The following is a 20,660-nucleotide window of genomic DNA, read 5'->3' as shown; positions in this document are numbered from 1 at the left end:
TCTTATTCCTCGGCTCCCGCGTGAGAGACTTCGCTCATGCCTTCATGTTCAGACATGTTCATTTTCCCGTGGCTCATCTTGTATTTGCCGATAACCTGCTTAAACAGCTCAGGATTTGCCGTAGAGAAAAACTCAACCGGATGGTTTTCACTTGGCGCAGCCAGCTTCTCGAAGTCATCCATCGTCGTCAGCGTATGAGATGAGGTTTTCGCATTGGCTACCCACTGCTCAAACGCAGCGTTATCCGGGGTGGCAATCGCTTTAAACTTCATACCTGAGAAGCCGCGACCGCTGAAGTTAGAGGAGATACCGTTGAACGTACCAGGTTCATTCGCAATCAGGTGCAGTTTGGTCTGCATGCCTGCCATGGCGTAGATCTGGCTGCCAAGCGTAGGAATGAAGAAGGAGTTCATTACGCTGTTAGAGGTGATCTTAAAGTTCACCGGCGTATTGGCGGGGAAAGCAATCTGATTAACCGTAGCAATACCCTGTTCCGGGTAGATAAACAGCCACTTCCAGTCCAATGCAATCACGTCGATTTCTATCGGCTTCACATCAGAAGCAATCGGCTTACCCGGCTCCAGCGCGTGCGTGGATTTCCACGTCAAAATAGCGAGAAACAGGATAATCAGGATAGGAACCGTCCAAACCACGGCTTCCACTTTATTAGAGTGTGACCAGTTCGGGCTGTATTTTGCATTGGTATTGGATGCCCGATATTTCCAGGCGAACACCACGGCCATTAAGACTGCGGGAATAACGACGATCATCATCAGGCCAAAGGCCGTCAGGATCAGCGAGCGTTGCTCCATTGCAATCTGTCCTTTGGGACTTAACAAAGCACTATCACAGCCACTTAACACTAAAGTGGCCGTAATTAATGACAAAATCCCCAAACTTTTATTGTATTTCATGAGTCTCATTTAACGACCTCAATGACAAGGGCTCTATGTCGTTTAAGTGTGGCGGCATTTTACGGGAAGGTTTCAGGACTGTAAACCAGCAACAGGTAGTGTCAGCGCCGTGTTGACGCCTTTTGCAAGGGTTGTCACAGATGTTACATAAGGTGACAAGATATGAATACTAGCAGCTATTTCGGGGTTATATAACAAAAACCGATGAAAGATTTGTCAGGAAAATCAGCTTTGCTATAACCACAAAAAATAACGCCCAATTATTTAACATCCCTGCATCATTTTGTGCGATAAGATGCCATTTAATATAATTACGCACCGGTTTTAAATATCGATAAAGTGTGTTCAGGCATATCGAATAGCCCAATTAATTGAGCATGATAAAAATTAACTTTCGCAAAAATTGTTAAAAAAATGTCTCTAACATAGATATGTCATTGCTGTTTTGACGAGCGCTATTGGCCCGTGAATGATGCAACGATTAACATTACTCCATCAAAGACGGTTTTCGCATCGCAATATAGTCCAGCAGGCTTCCGAGTATCACCCCAAGCAGCGTAAGCGCCAGGCCAGCTTCTGGTAACAGATCGAGTAAACCGCCCGCATTAAAAACTGTCAGTGCGCGTGCTGCCAGCAAAAGCAGCCAGATGCCTAGCAGTACACCTCCGGCTTTTAGCGCTCTTAGCGCCCAGCGATAGCCGGATGTAAAGTGCTCTCGTTGGGAAAAATGTTGTTCTGATTGGGCCTGCTCCAGCGTGTTGCTGCAACCCGCCAGCAACAGCAGGCCGGGGAGTGCGGCCACCACAGAAAAAGCATAAAAGGTGGGCCAGCCCCAGGATTCCACAAACCAGCCCGCTACCGGCCCGACGTAGACGCGACCTGTTGCCGACAGGGCAGACAGCAGCGCAAACTGCGTGGCGGAGAATGACTTATTACACAGCGTCATCAGCAACGCGACAAACGCCGCCGTGCCCATCCCGCCGCAGAGGTTTTCAACAAATACCGCCGACGCCATGCTCCACAGATGCTTATCGGTCACGGAGAGCAGCCAGTAGCCCAGATTAGAGATCGCCTGCAAAATACCAAACAGCATCAGCGCGCGAAACAGATTCAGGCGCTGCATCAACAGACCACCGAGAAGCGCGCCAACGATGGTGGCGATCAGCCCCAGGCTTTTATTCACCAGGCCGACATCGCCGGCATCAAATCCCACGCCGCGAATAAGGAAAATGGTGGTAAGGCTGGCGGCAAAAGCGTCGCCGAGCTTATAAAGAACGATAAGTGAGAGGATCAGCCAGGCGTTATTACGATTGAAAAAGTCACGCAGCGGCGCAGACACCGCCTCTTCAAGGCTGCGTGGCCGGGCTGTCGCTCCCTCCGGTTCCTTCGCCAGCAGCGTGGCGATGACGCCAGGGATCATCATCGCCGCCATCAGCCACCAGATTGCCTGCCAGCCCAAAAAACGGTCCGCCAGCCACAGTGCCAGCCCGCCGGAAACCAGCATCGCAAGGCGATAGCCGAGTACGCTGATCGCCGCGCCGCTGCCGCGTTCTTGCGGCGGCAACACGTCCGTTTTCCATGCGTCGAACACAATATCCTGCGAGGCGGAACAGAAGGCGATCAGCACCGCCAGCGCAGCCAGCAGCGTCAGATCGCGGGCGGGCGTCATAAATCCCATCAACGCGATGCCCACGATCAGTAAAATTTGCGTCACCAGTAGCCAGCCGCGTCGGCGTCCGGCGATCGGCGGCGTGTAACGATCCATCAGCGGCGACCAGAGAAACTTAAAGACGTAGGCCTGGCCGACCAGGGAAAAGAAGCCAATCGTTTTAATATCGACATTTTCAACGGCCATCCACGCCTGAAGCGTTCCGGAGGTTAGCGCCAGCGGCAACCCGGAGGCAAATCCAAGAATGAGAAGCAGCGCGGCGTTACGTTGTGTGAAGATTTTAAGATACTGGCTGTCCATAGAAACCTTAAAATAGCGCCCGCCGGTAGACGGCGGGCGAAGAGATTAGCGTGCGTTCTGCTTGATAAACTGGTGAATGCTGGTGTCCTGTGCCATGTCGGCGATCACGTCGCTGAGCGTGGCATTAACCGCGTTGGTGATTTTTGTGTTGTTCGCATTGAAGGCGCCTTCAACGCTGTAGGTCTGACGATAGTTTTTAACCTGCTTATTACCGTTTTTGGCGGTGGCAATAATCGAGATATCCGCCCTGGTAGTGATGCTATAGCGCACGTTGCCCTGGGTAACGTCAGAATAGAGATTGTTCACCACGATCTGTAGATCAACTGCGCCGTCAGGGCCAATCATGTAACCGCGCGCGCCCATCTGTTTTTCTAACACTTCCTGAAGCAGGAAACGAAGATCGCGCGATGGCGTCAGAGTGACTAACTGATTATCGCGGGTCACCTTCGCCAGCGCCTGATCGCTGCGCTGATCGGCACCGTTAATGCTGACGGTAATGCCCATCAGGCTTGGGTCCTGCTGAGGCAGCTGAATTTTAGGCGTAACGTTAAGAGTGTTGCTGTTGCTTGCACAGCCAGCCAGAATCAGAGCGGCCAGAAGAGGGAAAAACAGTTTTTTTAACATGCTTGTTTTCTCGTTTGCGTAAGAGGTGATGCAGATAAAACTGCGGCTATCATAACATCGCCTGAGGCAAGAGGAAGCCCCCGGCTGCGCGTAAATTCATCATATTTCGTTAATTCCCGGCAAGCGCCGGGCGCTCAATCATTCATGGTTGCAGCATTGGCCGGAAAAATGCAGAGTAGCTCGCTTTTAGTGCGGGTTATTTTTCATCAAGTGAAACCTGAAGCGGCGTAAACCAGCTAATATTTAAAGCAATGAGGCGCGGCTCAGGTTGCAGAGGAGTGTGGGTATGATGCGTGAACGTATTGAAGAAAAGTTAAGAACGGCATTTTCACCCGTACATCTGGACGTGCATGATGAAAGCTATCGTCATAATGTCCCTGCGGGCGCGGAAAGCCATTTTAAGGTCGTTATCGTCAGCGACAGCTTCGTGAACCAGCGCTTCCTGCAACGTCACCGCGCCATTTACGGCCAGTTAACGGAAGAACTTGCCGGCAGCGTCCATGCGCTGGCGCTGCACACTTATACCGTGAAAGAGTGGGAAAGCTTGCAGGATACCGTACCGGCTTCGCCCGGCTGCCGCGGAACCGGTACGCTGGCGTGATTTTCCGGTCAACATAAAGCGGCAATTATGCCGCTTTGGTTTTTGATACTTCCTTTATACCTGACGTTCAGCCTGATTGAGTGAGGTGGTTTGGCGGTCAATGCCGCGCCGAAGCTGGTTGGCAGCCCAATCAGTGGCGCTGTTCAACGCCTCAGGAAGTTTCTCTTGTAAAAGTTCTACCGCTTTATCGGCCAGGTGGCCCCCCATGATCTCGGCGGGAGGCACTGCGCTAAACACTGGCGCAGAGGTAACTACGTTAACGAAATGACTCATAGCAGCGATCGACGCCGCATTGTAGCCCCGACTGGCCATTGCCGTACTGACTGCACTGCGCGCCGAGAGAACACCAGCGAAACCGCCGCCAATGCCTGCGGTTTTAGCCAGGCTGCCAGCCGAGAAGACGCTGGCGAGCGCCTTAGGTGTATCAGTCACAATATCAACAGGCAATTTTGCAAGGCGTTTTGCCACGCCTTTAACCGGATCGGTGTACGGATTAGTGGCTTTTAACGCCAGATACTGTTCTTTCCAGTCCGTACGCGCCAGCATATATTCCGGCCCAATGCGCCCTTTTTTATTATCCAGTTCATTCAGCCCCCCGCCGACCAGTCCTCCCGCCGCCAGGCCTCTTGCTCCGGTAAGCCAGGTATCAAAATTGCTTCCCGCCGCCGCGCCATAAAAATGCGTAACAGCGGGCGTGGCGCCGAGACGCACTGTATTACCAAGTGTATAAGCCTGGAAAGCGGCTGAAATTTCCTTCGCGGTTTGCCAGGGCGTTGGCTGTTTCTCCAGCAGCGCATCGCGTATTTCAGGTTCAAGTTGTGCGGCGTTCGCTGTAAACCAGTGGGTATTGCTTGTCGCGCGATCGATCAGTCCAATCCCGACAGTATCGGCAAGCGAAGCCTGAATGCCGGCATGCAGGCCCAGTTCGGCTGCACTGTTGGCAAATGAACTGAGTAAGGGGATTTTATCAAACGCGACTGAGGCCACGGCAAAAGGAAAAGCGCGGGCACTCACCCTGGCCACCGATGCCAGGCGGTTAAGGTTTGTCCCTTTTGAAAAAACAGCGTCGATATCTGCCGGACTCTCCTTCATCGCGTGTAACTCTCGCGTACGATCGGCAATCAGGCCAATAAATTTCTCGCGATTATCGCTGGTAATATGTTTCTCATATAAAAGACTAATTTTCTGGTGAATATTCACTTCGTCAGCGGTGCCATAGCTGACGCCGTCTACTGTATGAGCCGGATTCTCCTCCGAAGGAGCCTGAGTCTGCTGTAAGGATTCATGGCTCAGAGCAGAGGCTTGTGATCCAGGCGGGGTAAGTTGAAGATGGTTATGAGCGTCATTATCAAGGTCAAACGCACGATCGCAAATGCGTTCAAAGCTGGTTCTTTGAGAAGGAGGTAACAGTGCCATTTTACGGATTTCCATTAATACAAATAATCAAAATGTGAAACTCAGAAAGCGATAGGTAGGCCGTATACCACTTGTGGTTCCATCCTCTATTCTGAAATAACGGCAGTTCGTGTTTTAACCTCAGGCAGTCTCGCAGGGGTTTGATTAAAAAAGAGCCAGTGAAATAACGCTCGCTGCTAAACGGCGTGTTTGCTTTCTCGACTCGCCCGGACGTTGCCGCTATAATGCTGCGTCTATTTTTCCAGAATGTCTTCGGGACGCTTCTGGCAACAGGGAACGCGGTTCTGACATCAGAGGCCGTCCCGGTTCCGGGCCGTTTGTCCGCCTGGCGGAATGAAGGCCCGAAGTTGACCGAGCACGTGATTTTTTGAGGTAATAAGATGCAAGTTTCAGTAGAAACAACTCAGGGCCTGGGCCGTCGCGTAACGATTACCGTAGATAAAGATGTGATCGAAACCGCAGTGAAAAATGAGCTGGTCAACGTCGCTAAGAAAGTACGTATCGACGGTTTCCGTAAAGGAAAAGTACCTATGACCGTTGTTGCGCAGCGCTATGGCGCATCCGTTCGCCAGGACGTTTTAGGCGATCTGATGCAGCGCAACTTCGTTGACGCGATCATTAAAGAAAAGATCAATCCGGCCGGCGCACCGAACTACGTACCGGGCGAATACAAGAACGGCGAAGACTTCACTTTCGCGGTTGAGTTTGAAGTTTATCCGGAAGTCGAACTTAAAGGCCTGGAAACAATCGAAGTCGAAAAACCGGTTGTTGAAGTGACCGATGCAGACGTCGACACCATGCTGGACACCCTGCGTAAGCAGCAGGCGACCTGGAAAGATGTCGATCGCGCTGCGGAAGCCGCTGACCGCGTGACCGTGGACTTTTCCGGCTCCGTAGACGGCGAAGAGTTTGAAGGCGGTAAAGCGTCTGACTTCGTTCTGGCCATGGGCCAGGGCCGGATGATCCCGGGTTTTGAAGAGGGCGTCATTGGGCACAAAGCGGGCGAAAATTTCACCATCGACGTGAATTTCCCGGAAGATTACCATGCTGAAAACCTGAAGGGTAAAGCGGCTAAATTCGACATCGTGCTGAAGAAAGTTGAAGAAAGCGAGCTGCCTGAGTTTACCGAAGAGTTCATCAAGCGCTTTGGCGTGGAAGATGGCTCCGTTGCCGGTTTGCGTACCGAAGTGCGTAAAAACATGGAGCGCGAATTAAAAGGCGCCGTGCGTAACCGCGTTAAGTCGCAGGCCATTGACGGACTGGTCAATGCTAACGAAATCGACGTACCGGCTGCGCTGATTGACGGCGAAATCGACGTGCTGAAGCGTCAGGCCGCCCAGCGCTTCGGTGGAAACGAGCAGCAGGCGCTTGAACTGCCTCGTGAACTGTTCGAAGAGCAGGCAAAACGTCGCGTTGTCGTTGGCCTGCTGCTGGGCGAAGTGATTCGCACGCACGAGCTGAAAGCAGACGAAGATCGCGTAAAAACGCTGATCGAAGAGATGGCTTCCGCTTATGAAGATCCGGCTGAAGTGATCGAGTTCTACAGCAAAAACAATGAGCTGATGAACAACATGCGTAACGTTGCGCTGGAAGAGCAGGCGGTTGAAGCCGTTCTGGAAAAAGCAAAAGTGACTGAAAAGGCCACTAACTTCCAGGAACTGATGAACCAGGCTCAACCGGCTTGATTTCACCGTTCATGACGCGTTAATGAAAGCCCGTGGCCGCTATGGCCGCGGGCTTTTTGCTTTAATCATGCGGCCGGAAGTGCCTTATGTTGTTTATTCGCGCATTAAAACCGCAAAAGATCGGCTAAGCTAATTTCCTTGTTAGCAGTTGATATAAACGTTGTTATGCTTGAAACAGCGGGGCAGCATCCCCAAATAGTAGCTTTAGTTGTACTGAATCTTGATTGGCCTGTGATTTTTGGGCGTGGAGTTGGTGACATTGTGTTTCCGATCGCTCTCAACCGGAATCGGTACGGCATGTAGCCAAATGAAATTTATCCAGGAGACGGTAATGTCATACAGTGGCGAACGTGAACAAACTGCACCTCATATGGCTCTGGTGCCGATGGTGGTCGAACAAACCTCTCGCGGAGAGCGTTCTTACGACATCTTTTCCCGCCTGCTCAAGGAACGTATTATTTTCCTCACCGGTCAGGTTGAGGATCACATGGCGAACCTGATCGTTGCCCAGATGCTGTTCCTGGAAGCAGAGAACCCGGAAAAAGATATCCATCTTTATATTAATTCGCCAGGTGGGGTGATCACCGCTGGCATGTCGATTTATGACACCATGAAGTTTATCAAGCCCGACGTCAGCACCATTTGTATGGGTCAGGCGTGCTCAATGGGCGCGTTTTTGCTGACGGCCGGCGCGAAAGGCAAGCGTTACTGTCTGCCGAATTCACGCGTAATGATCCATCAGCCGCTGGGCGGCTATCAGGGTCAGGCGACGGACATTGAGATCCATGCGCGCGAAATTCTGAAAGTGAAACAGCGCATGAACGAGCTGATGGCTGAACATACGGGCAAAACTCTTGAAGAAATCGAGAGAGACACCGAGCGCGACCGTTTCCTCTCCGCCAGCGAAGCTGTAGAGTATGGTTTGGTTGATTCAATCCTGACGCATCGCGCTTAGTGCCCGTCAGTCGACTATATTGATAGTTGACATACGTGACGATTAAGGGTGTCGCGGGGCGACACCATCGCCGCAACCAAGTGCGGACGAAGATAACAGAAGAGGTTAACTGATGACAGATAAGCGCAAAGACGGTTCAGGAAAGCTGCTGTACTGCTCTTTCTGTGGCAAAAGCCAGCATGAGGTGCGCAAGCTGATTGCCGGCCCGTCAGTGTATATCTGCGATGAGTGTGTCGATTTATGCAATGACATTATTCGCGAAGAGATCAAAGAAGTTGCGCCGCACCGCGAACGCAGTGCGTTGCCAACACCGCATGAAATTCGCCACCATCTTGATGACTATGTTATTGGTCAGGAGCGGGCGAAAAAGGTGCTGGCGGTAGCAGTTTATAACCACTACAAGCGGCTGCGTAACGGCGATACCAGCAACGGCATTGAGCTTGGTAAAAGTAACATTCTGCTGATTGGTCCAACCGGTAGCGGTAAAACGCTCCTGGCAGAAACGCTGGCCCGCCTGCTGGACGTGCCGTTCACCATGGCTGACGCCACCACGCTGACCGAGGCCGGTTACGTGGGTGAAGATGTTGAAAATATCATTCAGAAGCTGCTGCAAAAATGCGACTACGATGTGCAGAAAGCGCAGCGCGGCATCGTTTATATCGATGAAATTGATAAAATTTCCCGTAAGTCTGACAACCCTTCTATTACCCGCGACGTCTCGGGCGAAGGCGTGCAGCAGGCGCTGTTGAAGCTGATCGAAGGCACGGTGGCAGCGGTGCCGCCACAGGGTGGCCGCAAGCATCCTCAGCAGGAGTTTTTGCAGGTGGATACCTCCAAAATCCTGTTTATTTGCGGTGGTGCTTTTGCCGGACTCGATAAAGTGATTTCCCAGCGTGTTGAAACCGGTTCAGGTATTGGTTTTGGCGCCACGGTGAAAGGCAAATCGCAGAAGGCAACCGAAGGCGAACTGCTGGAGCAGGTGGAGCCGGAAGATCTGATTAAATTTGGCCTGATCCCAGAGTTCATCGGCCGTCTGCCGGTTGTGGCAACGCTGAATGAGCTGAGCGAAGAAGCGCTGATTCAGATCCTGCGCGAGCCGAAAAACGCCCTGACTAAGCAATATCAGGCGCTGTTTAATCTGGAAGGCGTCGAGCTTGAGTTCCGTGAGGAGGCGTTGAACGCTATTGCCAAAAAGGCGATGTCGCGTAAAACAGGCGCGCGTGGTTTGCGTTCGATCGTTGAAGGTGCGCTGCTGAATACGATGTACGACCTGCCTTCAATGGATGACGTTGAGAAAGTGGTTATCGATGATTCCGTTATCGACGGACAAACCGACCCAATGCTGATTTACGGTAAACATGAAGCGCAGCAGGCTTCTGGCGAATAAATAAGCAAATCTTTCCAGTCAGTTAACTCAAAAAGGGAGAATTTATTCTCCCTTTCGTTTTTCTCAGGCACAGGCCGTTGAATGTCGCAGGTTCATCCCCATATACTCAACTATCTGTGGGATAACCGTCCATTGCGGTACCCTTGCCCTGGCGGAAATTAACTAAGAGAGAGCTCTATGAATCCTGAGCGTTCTGAACGCATTGAAATCCCTGTGTTGCCGTTGCGTGACGTAGTGGTTTATCCGCACATGGTCATTCCGTTGTTTGTTGGTCGTGAAAAATCGATCCGCTGCCTTGAAGCCGCCATGGATCATGATAAAAAAATCATGTTGGTCGCTCAGAAAGAAGCTTCAACGGATGAACCTGGCATCAACGATCTCTTCTCCGTAGGGACCGTCGCATCCATTCTGCAAATGCTTAAATTGCCCGACGGCACGGTGAAAGTGCTGGTGGAAGGCCTTCAGCGCGCGCATATCACCACGCTTGCTGATAACGGCGACCATTTTACCGCTCAGGCCGAATATCTGGCCTCGCCTGAAATTGACGAGCGCGAGCAGGAAGTGCTGGTTCGTACGGCTATTAATCAGTTTGAAGGCTATATCAAGCTGAACAAAAAAATCCCGCCGGAAGTTCTTACCTCGCTGAACAGCATTGAAGATGCCGCTCGCCTGGCGGACACGGTGGCTGCGCATATGCCGCTGAAGCTTGCCGATAAACAGTCCGTGCTGGAAATGTCTGACGTTAACGAACGTCTCGAGTTTCTGATGGCGATGATGGAGTCGGAGATCGATCTGTTGCAGGTTGAGAAGCGCATCCGTAATCGTGTTAAAAAGCAGATGGAAAAAAGTCAGCGCGAATACTATCTGAATGAGCAAATGAAGGCGATTCAGAAAGAGCTGGGCGAAATGGACGATGCGCCTGATGAAAACGAGGCGCTGAAGCGGAAAATCGACGCGGCGAAAATGCCGAAAGAAGCGCGCGAAAAAACCGAAGCCGAGCTGCAAAAACTGAAAATGATGTCGCCGATGTCTGCCGAAGCTACCGTAGTACGCGGCTATATCGACTGGATGGTTCAGGTGCCGTGGAACGCGCGCAGCAAAGTGAAAAAAGATCTGCTGAAGGCGCAGGAGACGCTGGATACCGACCACTTCGGTCTGGAGCGCGTCAAAGATCGCATCCTCGAATACTTAGCCGTACAGAGCCGCGTCAGCAAAATTAAAGGGCCAATCCTCTGTCTGGTTGGGCCTCCCGGCGTAGGTAAAACCTCGTTGGGCCAGTCCATTGCGAAAGCAACCGGTCGTAAATACGTTCGTATGGCGCTGGGCGGCGTGCGCGATGAGGCGGAAATCCGCGGACATCGCCGCACCTATATTGGCTCTATGCCGGGCAAACTTATTCAGAAAATGGCGAAAGTTGGGGTGAAAAACCCGCTTTTCCTGCTGGATGAGATTGACAAAATGTCCTCGGATATGCGGGGCGATCCGGCTTCGGCGCTGCTTGAGGTGCTGGATCCGGAACAAAATATTGCCTTTAACGATCACTATCTGGAAGTGGATTACGATCTCTCCGACGTGATGTTTGTGGCAACGTCGAACTCAATGAACATCCCGGCGCCGCTGCTGGATCGTATGGAAGTTATTCGTCTTTCCGGTTATACCGAAGACGAAAAGCTGAACATCGCTAAACAGCATCTTTTGCCGAAGCAGATTGAACGTAACGCGCTGACCAAAACTGAAATAACTGTCGACGACAGCGCCATTGTCGGCATTATTCGTTACTACACCCGCGAAGCGGGCGTGCGTAGCCTTGAGCGCGAGCTCTCCAAACTTTGTCGTAAAGCGGTTAAAACGCTGCTGATGGATAAGACCATCAAGCATATCGACATCAATGGCGACAACCTGAAAGATTTCCTTGGCGTGCAGCGCTTCGACTACGGCCGTGCCGACAGTGAAAATCGTGTAGGACAGGTTACCGGCCTGGCGTGGACGGAAGTGGGCGGCGATTTGCTGACCATTGAAACCGCGTGCGTGCCGGGCAAAGGTAAACTGACCTACACCGGCTCGCTGGGCGAAGTGATGCAGGAGTCAATCCAGGCGGCATTGACCGTTGTGCGCGCGCGGGCGGAGAAGCTGGGTATTAATGGCGACTTCTACGAAAAACGCGACATTCACGTTCACGTGCCGGAAGGCGCAACGCCAAAAGATGGCCCGAGCGCCGGTATCGCCATGTGTACCGCGCTGGTATCATGCCTGACCGGTAATCCGGTGCGTGCAGACGTCGCGATGACCGGCGAAATCACGCTACGCGGTCAGGTATTGCCCATTGGCGGCCTGAAAGAAAAACTGCTGGCAGCGCATCGCGGCGGCATCAAAACCGTCTTGATCCCGGACGAGAACAAACGCGATTTGGAAGAGATCCCTGACAACGTCATCGCCGACCTGGATATTCATCCGGTAAAACGTATCGATGAAGTACTGACGCTGGCGCTGCAAAACGCGCCTTACGGTATGCAGGTCGCCACGGCAAAATAGTGATTTAAGACAAAAACACGGGAAAACCAGAGCTGGTGAGCAAAAAGTGACTTGCCAGCTTTTTTTTGTGCCGCTAATTTAGAGAGCTGTTTAGCCAGTAACGGCAACGTTTTGAGCGTTACGGCTCAACAGGCGCAATCTTGATAACTGGCACACATAGAGGGTGATCAGACCCCATTATGTTGTGAATAATAACAGAGGGGATGGGTGAGTGAATAAGTCACAGTTGATCGACAAAATAGCTGCCAATGCGGATATTTCTAAAGCAGCCGCCGGACGTGTTTTAGATGCTTTCATGGATGGCGTTTCAGATTCTCTTAAAGCTGGCGATGACGTCGCGTTGGTTGGATTTGGTACTTTTTCCGTACGCGAACGTGCAGAGCGCACCGGCCGCAATCCGCAAACCGGCAAAGAAATCACGATCCCGGCGGGTAAAGTTCCCGGTTTCCGCGCCGGTAAAGCGTTGAAAGACGCTGTAAACTAACGTATTGCTTCCCGCAGAGTAATTTCTTTGGCGGAGAGAAGATTGTCATAGCGTTCTCATGTACCATACGGGGCACTTCAGGATTCTGATGTGCCTTTTTTTATGTTTCAATGATTGAGACGGGCTGACGTGTTGGCACGCAGCGGCGCGAAGCGTTCTCCGGATCACAGGACGCAGGCGCAAAGTTTTACATTCACATTACAGCGGAGTGTTGTCACACTATGATGGACAATTTACGTGCGGCATCGAACCATGTCGTGCTCAAAATTCTACTGGCTTTAATTATCCTGTCGTTTGTACTGACGGGCGTGGGCAACTATCTGATCGGCGGTAACGGTGATTACGCCGCTAAAGTTAACGGCGACGAAATCAGCCGCGCGCAGCTTGAACGCGCCTTCACTAATGAACGTTCCCGTCAGCAGCAGATGCTCGGTGAACAGTTCTCTCAGCTTGCCGGTAACCCGGGCTATATGCAGCAGATCCGCCAGCAGGCGCTTTCTCAACTGGTTGATGAAAAATTGCTCGATCAGTATGCAAAAGAGCTTCGTCTGGGGATCAGTGACGATCAGATCAAACAGGCGATATTCACTCAGCCTGCGTTCCAGACCAACGGGAAATTCGATAATACAAAATACCTGAGTATTATCAATAATATGGGTTTCTCTGCCGATCAGTATGCAGAAGCGTTGCGCAAGCAGCTTACCACGCAGCAGCTTATCGCCGCGGTCACCGGCACTGATTTCACCCTGACGGGCGAAACCGATGCGCTTGCCGCTTTGGTGGCGCAACAGCGTGTTATACGCAAAGCAACTATCGATGTTGGCGCGCTGGCAGCAGGCCAGCCTGTCACGGACGAAGAAATTAAAAATCGCTACGAGCAGAATAAAAACAGCTTTATGGCCCCTGAGCAGTTCCGCGTCAGCTATATCAAACTGGATGCGGCGGCCATGCAGCAAACCGTCAGCGACAGTGATGTTCAGGCCTGGTACGAGCAGCATCAGGATGACTACACGCAGCCGCAGCGCAGTCGTTACAGTATTATTCAGAGCAAAACCGCAGCGGATGCGCAGGCGGTACTGGATGAACTGAAAAAGGGGGGTGATTTTGCTGCGCTGGCAAAAGCGAAGTCCAGCGATCCGATCTCGGCTCGCCAGGGCGGCGACATGGGCTGGCTGGAGCCCGCCACCACGCCTGACGAGCTCAAAACGGCTGATCTGAAAGAAAAAGGCCAGCTTTCCGGCATCATCAAGTCATCTGTCGGTTTTATCGTTGCGCGACTGGACGATATTCAGCCGCAGCAGATCAAGCCACTGAGCGCCGTGCGTGATGACATTACGGCGAAGGTGAAGCAGGAGAAAGCGCTGGATGTGTACTATAAGCTGCAACAGAAAGTAAGTGATGCGGCCAGTAATGACAACGAATCGCTGGCTGGCGCTGAAGAGGCGGCAGGTGTTAAGGCGGTGGAAACCAACTGGTTCGATCGCGACAGCCTGCCCGCTGAGCTGAACTTTCCTAAGGTTGAACAGGCGATCTTCAGCGGCGATCTGGTCGGCAACAACGGTTCGCCGGGAAGCAACTCTGATATCATCACCGTTGATGGCGACCGTGCTTTCGTGCTGCGCGTCAGTGCGCACAAGCCTGAAGCGGTCAGGCCGCTCAACGATGTCAAAGCGGAAGTTACTACCCTGTTGAAACGTGAGAAAGCGCGAAAAGCGGCAAAAGAGCAGGCCGATAAAGTCCTTGCGGCATTCAAGGCAGGCAGTGGCGATCCGGCGATGAAGGCAGCGAACCTGAGCTTTGGCCCGCAGCTGACGCTGGAACGTAATAGTCAGGATGCGCTGACGCAGAAAGCCTTTGCGATGACGCCGCCGGCAAAAGATAAAACCAGTTATGAGATCGGCGAAGACGGGCAGGGTAACGTTGTGCTGCTGGCGCTGGAAAGCGTGAAGAGCGGCACCATGCCAGAGGCGCAGAAGCAGGCGATGGTTCAGGGCGTGACGCAAAACAACGCGCAAATCGCTTTCGAAGCATTGCTCAGCAATCTGCGCAAGGACGCCAAGATCAAATACGGTGCGGCGGCTGAAGCTCAATAAGACGCGCAATTTTTTTGTAACGCACTGCAAACCTGAAGGCCGCTTTCGCGGCCTTTTCCATTTCTGATTTCCATCGTTTGTTCAATATACCGCGCTGACGTAGGGTAAGGCTGCTGTCACACACATGGAGGAAAACAGCATGACATACAGGATCTTTACTGCCCTTTACCTTGCCTTCACCCTGGTGCCGCTGGCTGCCGCTTCGGTCCAGGCCGCACCGGTTGAAAACAGCATCGTTGTTGAAGCAAAAGAAGCGGCAACGCCTGCCAGCGTCAGCATCAATCAGGCCAGTGCGCAAGAGCTTGCCGCGGTACTGAACGGCGTTGGACTGAAAAAAGCGGAGGCCATTATCCGCTATCGGGACGAATTTGGGCCCTTTACTCAGATTGAGCAACTCAGAGAGGTGCCCGGCATCGGCAACGCGCTGGTAGAGCGAAATCTGTCGCGGCTGAAATTGTGATCGCTATCGCGCGGTCAATGTGCGCCGCTTCAGGCGACGTAAACCGCTGCTAATATGGAGAGGTCATACCAGTGGGTATGGCCTCATCTTTAACGTTAAGGCGGTTATGCAAACAACAATAAAAGTACGCGGCTATCATCTGGATGTTTATCAGCACGTTAATAATGCCCGCTATCTTGAATTTCTCGAAGAGGCGCGCTGGGCGTGGCTGGAGCAAACGGAGGCGTTTAACTGGCTAACGGAAAACCAGTTCGCTTTTGTAGTGGTAAACATCAATATTAACTACCGCAGGCCAGCGGTGCTGGGAGACGTGCTCCATGTTAACAGCACGCTGCTGGAGCTGGGCAGAAAAAGCGGGGTGATCGGCCAGACGGTGACGCTGGCGCCCGGCGGCGAGACGGTCGCTGACGCCGCACTGACTTTTGTCTGTATCGACCTGCGTACGCAAAAGGCGCAGCCGATAGAGGGCGAACTGAAACAACGCCTGGAGGAGATGATGTGATGTCAGGCCAGGCCGGTTTTACGCTTCATCTGCTGCATAATGGCGCTGGCGTGTGACTGATAGTCGTTCAGCCCGTTTGCCCGAAGCGTGCACGCGGCGCATTCCCCGCATCCGTCGCCCTTGATGCCGTTATAGCAGGTCAGCGTTTCATTACGTATCAGCGTCAGTTGCTGCCAGTAGTCAGCAAGCGCCCAGGTTTCCGCTTTATTCAGCCACATCAGCGGTGTTTCAAAGCGTACCGGACGCGCCATGCCAAGCATCACCGCATGATTTAAGGCTTTTACAAATTCATCGCGGCAGTCAGGATAGCCAGAAAAATCGGTTTCACAGACGCCGGTAATCACCGCTTCTGCTTCAACCTGATAAGCATAAATTGAGGCGAGCGTCAGGAACAGGATATTGCGACCGGGTACAAATGTGCTGGGCAGGCCGCTGGCATTCGCATCGTAAGCAGGCACAGGGATGCTGTCGCGCGTGAGGCTGCTGACCGCCAGTTCATTAAGCAGGGTGGTATCCAGTACCTTGTGGGCACGCGCGCCCAGCGAATGCGAAAGCTGGCGCGCGATGTCGATCTCCGCACGGTGACGCTGACCGTAATCAAAGGTAATGCAGTGCACTTCATCGTACTGCTTTAACGCCTGAATCAGACAGGTTGTTGAATCCTGTCCGCCGCTGAACACCACCACTGCACGTCTCATTCTTTTCACCTTATGACATTTATTGCGCTCTATGGTACTGCCTGAAGAAGCGGAAGTGTAGCCAGCTCATGCTGCCAGCGGCTGATATCACCAATGTTTTCCGCCACCCAGGCGGGATGATAATAGCTTTCAAGGTAGCGTTCACCGCTGTCGCAGAGCAGCGTAACGATGGCACCGCTGCGCTTTTCTGCCGCCATTTTTTTGGCAATTTGCAGCGCGCCCCATACATTAGTGCCGGTGGATGCGCCGGGTTTACGCCCCAGCTGTTTTTCCAGCCACAGCATGGCGGCAATACTGGCCCCGTCCGGCACTTTGATCATCTCGTCCACGACGTCTGCAATAAAAGACGGCTCAACACGGGGCCGCCCGATCCCCTCTATTTTGCCGCCGCGCGGGTTGCTCAGCGTGGCATCACGCTGATGCCAGTAATCATAAAATACCGAGTTTTCCGGGTCGACGACCGTCAGGCGCGTATTGTGCCCCTGATAGCGTAAATAGCGACCAATAGTGGCTGACGTGCCGCCGGTGCCCGCGCTCATGACGATATGTGCAGGGATTGGACAAGGTTCATTTTTCATTTGTTGAAAAATGCTGTCGGCAATGTTGTTATTGCCGCGCCAGTCAGTGGCGCGCTCAGCAAAAGTGAACTGATCCATAAAGTGGCCTTTCAGTTCACCTGCCAGCCGTTCGGATTCAGCATATATCTGGCAGGGATCGTTCACAAAATGGCAACGTCCACCGTAGAAGGTAATCTGCTCAACCTTACGCTTTGCCGTGCTGGCGGGCATAACGGCGATAAAGGGAAGGCCGAGCAGGCGTGCAAAATAGGCTTCCGATACCGCCGTGCTGCCCGACGACGCCTCAATGACCGGCGTTCCCTCTTTGATCCAGCCATTACATAAGCCATACAGAAACAGCGATCGCGCCAGCCGATGTTTCAGGCTACCGCTGGGGTGCGTGCTTTCATCCTTCAGATAGAGCCAGATACCCGGAAAACCCGGCAGCGGCATGCGGATCAGGTGCGTATCGGCCGAACGTTGAATGTCGGCGTTAATCTCTTTTATAGCCTGCGAAACCCATCTGTCCATCTGCATCATCACCGTGTTATTAATTTGTCGCAGCGTACGGCATTATCAGGAAAATAGGTTTGCCATTTTTCCTGTATAATTGCCCGATATGAGAAAAATTTTCTCCCGGACAACGGTATGACAGATAAAACCGATCTTAAACTGCTCGATCTTCTGCAACAGGACTGTACGCTCTCGCTTCAGGCGCTGGCGGATGCCGTTCACCTCACCACCACGCCGTGCTGGAAAAGGCTGAAAAAGCTCGAAGAAGAAGGCTATATACGCGGGCGGGTAGCGCTGTTGGATGCCGACAAGTTAGCGCTTTCGCTCACGGCTTTTATGCTGATCAAAACTCAGCAGCACAGTAAAAGCTGGTATCAGCAGTTTGTTGAGCAGGTCAATGCCATGCCGGAAGTCATGGGATGTTACCGAATGGCGGGCGAATATGACTATTTGCTGCGGATTCAGGTGGCGGATATGAAAAGTTATGACGCCTTCTATAAGCGCTTAGTGAACGGGGTGCCGGGTTTACTGGATGTGACCTCGAGCTTTGCGATGGAAGAGATAAAATACACTACGGCGCTGCCGCTTGCGCGCGCTCAGTAATCACCTTACGCCTGCCCGGGATGGTATCTGTGCGATTGTTTAGTCAACTACGTTGGTTTTTTTTTCGTGAATGGCGGCGTTACCTCGGCGCCGTCTTGCTACTGATTATTATTGCGATCCTTCAACTGTTGCCGCCAAAAGTGGTTGGCGTGATCGTGGACGGTATAACCCGGCAGCAGATGAGCACATCACAGCTGTTTATCTGGACGGGTGCCATGCTGGCTACGGCAGTGGTGGTTTATCTGCTGCGCTACGTCTGGCGCGTACTGCTTTTTGGGGCATCTTATCAGCTTGCCGTCGAGCTCCGACAGGATTTTTACCGTCAGCTCAGCCGCCAGTATCCTGAATTTTACCTGCGTCACCGTACCGGCGATCTGATGGCCCGCGCAACAAATGACGTCGATCGCGTGGTCTTCGCCGCAGGCGAGGGCGTGCTGACGCTGGTGGATTCGCTGGTGATGGGCATTGTGGTGCTGGTTGTCATGAGTACGCAAATTAGCTGGCAGTTGACCCTGTTGGCCCTGCTGCCGATGCCGGTGATGGCGCTGGTGATCAAACGTTATGGCGATAAGCTTCATCAGCGATTTAAGCTTGCGCAGGCGGCCTTCTCCTCCCTTAACGATCAGACCCAGGAGAGCCTGACCAGCATTCGTCTGATTAAGGCTTTTGGGCTTGAGGATCACCAGTCCGCGCAGTTTGCCGGTATTGCGCGTGAGACAGGACAAAAAAACCTGCGCGTGGCGCGGGTGGATGCCCGTTTCGATCCCACAATCTATATCGCCGTGGGCATGTCGAATCTGCTGGCCGTCGGCGGCGGCAGCTGGCTGGTCTGGCATGGCGATATGACGCTGGGTCAACTCACCAGCTTCGTAATGTACCTTGGATTGATGATCTGGCCGATGCTGGCGCTGGCCTGGATGTTTAATATCGTCGAACGCGGCAGCGCCGCCTGGAGCCGCATTCAGTCTCTGCTGGCAGAACGTCCAACGGTGGTGGATGGCGAGAAAATCCTGCCTGACAGGCGTGGCGAACTGCGTGTCGCAATAGAGACATTCAGCTATCCGGGCGCGCAGCAGGCGTCGCTGACGGGGATCGACCTCAACCTTGCGCCGGGTCAGATGCTTGGCCTGTGCGGCCCAACCGGATCGGGGAAAAGTACGCTGCTCAGCCTGATCCAGCGGCATTATGATGTTACCGACGGCGACATTCGCTATCACGGCATTCCGCTGTCGCAGCTGCAACTTGAGAGCTGGCGCGGGCGGCTGGCGGTGGTCAGCCAGACGCCGTTTCTCTTCTCTGATTCCGTGGCCAGTAATATCGCGCTGGGGCGCCCTAACGCCAGCCAGAGTGATATTGAACAGGCGGCGAGGCTGGCGAACGTGCATGACGACATTCTGCGTCTGCCGCAGGGGTACGAAACCGAGGTAGGCGAGCGGGGCGTGATGCTGTCAGGTGGTCAGAAGCAGCGAATCTCTATTGCGCGGGCGCTGCTGCTGGATGCGGAAATATTGATCCTCGACGATGCGCTGTCGGCGGTCGACGGCAGAACGGAGCATGAAATTTTGTACAATCTCCGCCAGTGGGGCGAAGGACGCACCATTATCATCAGCGCACATCGTCTGTCGGCGCTGATTGAAGCCAGCGAGATTCTGGTGATGCAGCGCGGCGGTATCATGCAGCGTGGAAATCATGAGCAGCTTGCTGCGCAGCCTGGCTGGTATCAGGAGATGCATCGCTATCAGCAGCTTGAGGCTGCACTGAACGACGATGAAACGGAGGTCGCTCATGGCTAATACCGTTCAACTCTGGCCGACGGTAAAACGTCTGCTGGCCTACGGTTCACCGTGGCGCAAATCGCTGGGGCTGGCGGTACTGCTGCTGTGGATCGCCGCCGGTGCGGAAGTACTGGGGCCGGTTCTGGTCAGCTACTTTATTGATAATCTGGTGGCAAAACACCGCCTGCTGCCGGGCGTTATCGCCGGCCTCGCGGTGAGTTTTATTTTACTGCAACTGCTGGCCGCCGCGCTTCATTACTGGCAGGCACTGCTGTTTAACCAGGCGGCGGTGGGCGTGGTGCAGCGGTTACGTACGGACGTGATGGATGCGGCGCTGCGTCAGCCGCTTAATGCCTTTGATACGCAGCCGGTCGGGCAGATTATTTCTCGGGTCACCAATGATACGGAAGTCGTGCGCGATCTGTACGTCACGGTGGTGGCGACGGTGATGCGCAGCGCGGCGCTGGTCGGCGCCATGCTGGTGGCGATGTTCAGCCTGAACTGGCGCATGGCGCTGATAGCGATAATGATTTTTCCGGCGGTGCTGACGGTGATGCTGATTTACCAGCGCTACAGCACGCCGATCGTGCGCAGAGTGCGTGGTTATCTGGCGGATATCAATAATGGCTTCAATGAGGTCATCAATGGCATGAGCGTTATCCAGCAGTTTCGCCAGCAGGCGCGCTTTGGCGAGCGGCTGGGCGCGGCAAGCCGCTCACACTATCTTGCGCGAATGCAAACGCTGAAGCTGGATGGCTTCCTGCTGCGGCCGTTGCTGAGCCTGTTTTCGGCGCTCATTCTGTGCGGACTGATGCTGTTGTTCGGCTTCTCCCCGACAGGAACGATTGAAGTGGGCGTGCTTTACGCCTTCATCAACTATCTCGGCAGGTTG

The 20,660-nt window shown here is 53.3% G+C and carries 18 protein-coding genes; 12 read left to right on the top strand and 6 right to left on the bottom strand.

Annotated elements, in window-relative coordinates; genetic code table 11:
- Window positions 1–2: 2 nt before the first annotated feature.
- The 3 genes from cyoA to GS12_RS17245 form a co-directional block, all read right to left on the bottom strand.
- A complete protein-coding gene (gene cyoA / locus GS12_RS17255) occupies window positions 3–923 on the bottom strand; it encodes a cytochrome o ubiquinol oxidase subunit II (protein ID WP_034912783.1) in 921 nt (306 codons plus the stop codon).
- A 478-nt stretch (window positions 924–1,401) separates the two neighbouring features.
- Window positions 1,402–2,883 (bottom strand): muropeptide MFS transporter AmpG, encoded by a 1,482-nt coding sequence (gene ampG, locus GS12_RS17250; protein ID WP_034949150.1) that lies wholly within the window; start codon window positions 2,881–2,883, stop codon window positions 1,402–1,404.
- Window positions 2,884–2,928: 45 nt separating this feature from the next.
- The gene (locus GS12_RS17245) at window positions 2,929–3,507 is read right to left on the bottom strand and encodes a lipoprotein (RefSeq protein WP_034912785.1); all 579 of its coding nucleotides are present in this window, start codon (window positions 3,505–3,507) and stop codon (window positions 2,929–2,931) included.
- Window positions 3,508–3,793: 286 nt separating this feature from the next.
- Here GS12_RS17245 and bolA point away from each other — a divergent pair, with 286 nt between their 5' ends.
- Window positions 3,794–4,108, top strand: a complete 315-nt coding sequence (bolA, locus tag GS12_RS17240; protein ID WP_034949149.1) for a transcriptional regulator BolA — start codon at window positions 3,794–3,796, stop codon at window positions 4,106–4,108.
- Window positions 4,109–4,162: 54 nt separating this feature from the next.
- Here bolA and GS12_RS17235 read toward each other — a convergent pair whose 3' ends face one another.
- Entirely contained in the window at window positions 4,163–5,524 is a 1,362-nt protein-coding gene (locus GS12_RS17235; RefSeq protein ID WP_052118513.1) for a hypothetical protein, read from the bottom strand.
- Window positions 5,525–5,904: 380 nt separating this feature from the next.
- Between GS12_RS17235 and tig the strand changes: the two genes are divergently transcribed.
- The 8 genes from tig to GS12_RS17195 all read left to right on the top strand — a co-directional run bounded on the left by tig (window position 5,905) and on the right by GS12_RS17195 (window position 15,622).
- Window positions 5,905–7,209 (top strand): trigger factor, encoded by a 1,305-nt coding sequence (gene tig / locus GS12_RS17230; RefSeq protein ID WP_034912787.1) that lies wholly within the window; start codon window positions 5,905–5,907, stop codon window positions 7,207–7,209.
- Between the two features lie 331 nt (window positions 7,210–7,540).
- Window positions 7,541–8,164, top strand: a complete 624-nt coding sequence (clpP, locus tag GS12_RS17225; RefSeq protein WP_034912788.1) for an ATP-dependent Clp endopeptidase proteolytic subunit ClpP — start codon at window positions 7,541–7,543, stop codon at window positions 8,162–8,164.
- Between the two features lie 112 nt (window positions 8,165–8,276).
- The gene (clpX, locus tag GS12_RS17220) at window positions 8,277–9,551 is read left to right on the top strand and encodes an ATP-dependent protease ATP-binding subunit ClpX (RefSeq protein ID WP_034949148.1); all 1,275 of its coding nucleotides are present in this window, start codon (window positions 8,277–8,279) and stop codon (window positions 9,549–9,551) included.
- Between the two features lie 177 nt (window positions 9,552–9,728).
- Window positions 9,729–12,083 (top strand): endopeptidase La, encoded by a 2,355-nt coding sequence (gene lon / locus GS12_RS17215; RefSeq protein WP_034912790.1) that lies wholly within the window; start codon window positions 9,729–9,731, stop codon window positions 12,081–12,083.
- Between the two features lie 211 nt (window positions 12,084–12,294).
- A complete protein-coding gene (hupB, locus tag GS12_RS17210) occupies window positions 12,295–12,567 on the top strand; it encodes a nucleoid-associated protein HU-beta (RefSeq protein ID WP_034912791.1) in 273 nt (90 codons plus the stop codon).
- Between the two features lie 221 nt (window positions 12,568–12,788).
- A complete protein-coding gene (ppiD, locus tag GS12_RS17205) occupies window positions 12,789–14,660 on the top strand; it encodes a peptidylprolyl isomerase (protein ID WP_034949147.1) in 1,872 nt (623 codons plus the stop codon).
- A gap of 139 nt (window positions 14,661–14,799) precedes the next feature.
- The gene (locus GS12_RS17200) at window positions 14,800–15,120 is read left to right on the top strand and encodes a helix-hairpin-helix domain-containing protein (protein ID WP_152601435.1); all 321 of its coding nucleotides are present in this window, start codon (window positions 14,800–14,802) and stop codon (window positions 15,118–15,120) included.
- Between the two features lie 106 nt (window positions 15,121–15,226).
- Window positions 15,227–15,622 (top strand): acyl-CoA thioesterase, encoded by a 396-nt coding sequence (locus GS12_RS17195; RefSeq protein ID WP_034912794.1) that lies wholly within the window; start codon window positions 15,227–15,229, stop codon window positions 15,620–15,622.
- 2 nt (window positions 15,623–15,624) lie between these two features.
- On the opposite strand, the gene queC is transcribed toward GS12_RS17195, so the two are convergent.
- Together queC and GS12_RS17185 are read right to left on the bottom strand one after the other, a co-directional pair.
- Window positions 15,625–16,320, bottom strand: coding sequence for a 7-cyano-7-deazaguanine synthase QueC (queC, locus tag GS12_RS17190; RefSeq protein ID WP_034949146.1), 696 nt, complete (start codon window positions 16,318–16,320; stop codon window positions 15,625–15,627).
- A gap of 29 nt (window positions 16,321–16,349) precedes the next feature.
- A complete protein-coding gene (locus tag GS12_RS17185) occupies window positions 16,350–17,408 on the bottom strand; it encodes a PLP-dependent cysteine synthase family protein (RefSeq protein WP_034949156.1) in 1,059 nt (352 codons plus the stop codon).
- Window positions 17,409–17,525: 117 nt separating this feature from the next.
- Between GS12_RS17185 and GS12_RS17180 the strand changes: the two genes are divergently transcribed.
- From GS12_RS17180 to GS12_RS17170, 3 genes are all read left to right on the top strand, one after another.
- Window positions 17,526–17,993 carry an Lrp/AsnC family transcriptional regulator gene (locus GS12_RS17180; RefSeq protein ID WP_034949145.1) on the top strand — a complete coding sequence of 156 codons (468 nt, stop codon included), beginning with the start codon at window positions 17,526–17,528 and terminating at the stop codon, window positions 17,991–17,993.
- 29 nt (window positions 17,994–18,022) lie between these two features.
- Window positions 18,023–19,786: a SmdA family multidrug ABC transporter permease/ATP-binding protein gene (locus tag GS12_RS17175; RefSeq protein ID WP_034949134.1), complete on the top strand. Its 1,764-nt coding sequence runs from the start codon at window positions 18,023–18,025 to the stop codon at window positions 19,784–19,786.
- Window positions 19,779–20,660, top strand: an 882-nt coding sequence (locus tag GS12_RS17170; RefSeq protein WP_034949132.1) for an ABC transporter transmembrane domain-containing protein, incomplete at its 3' end; no start/stop codon positions are given. The genes GS12_RS17175 and GS12_RS17170, both read left to right, overlap by 8 nt.

The organism is Erwinia oleae (assembly GCF_000770305.1).
Lineage (GTDB): Bacteria > Pseudomonadota > Gammaproteobacteria > Enterobacterales > Enterobacteriaceae > Erwinia > Erwinia oleae.
The sequence above is the reverse complement of the archived record's forward strand: the minus strand, read 5'-3'. Positions and strand labels throughout refer to the sequence as shown.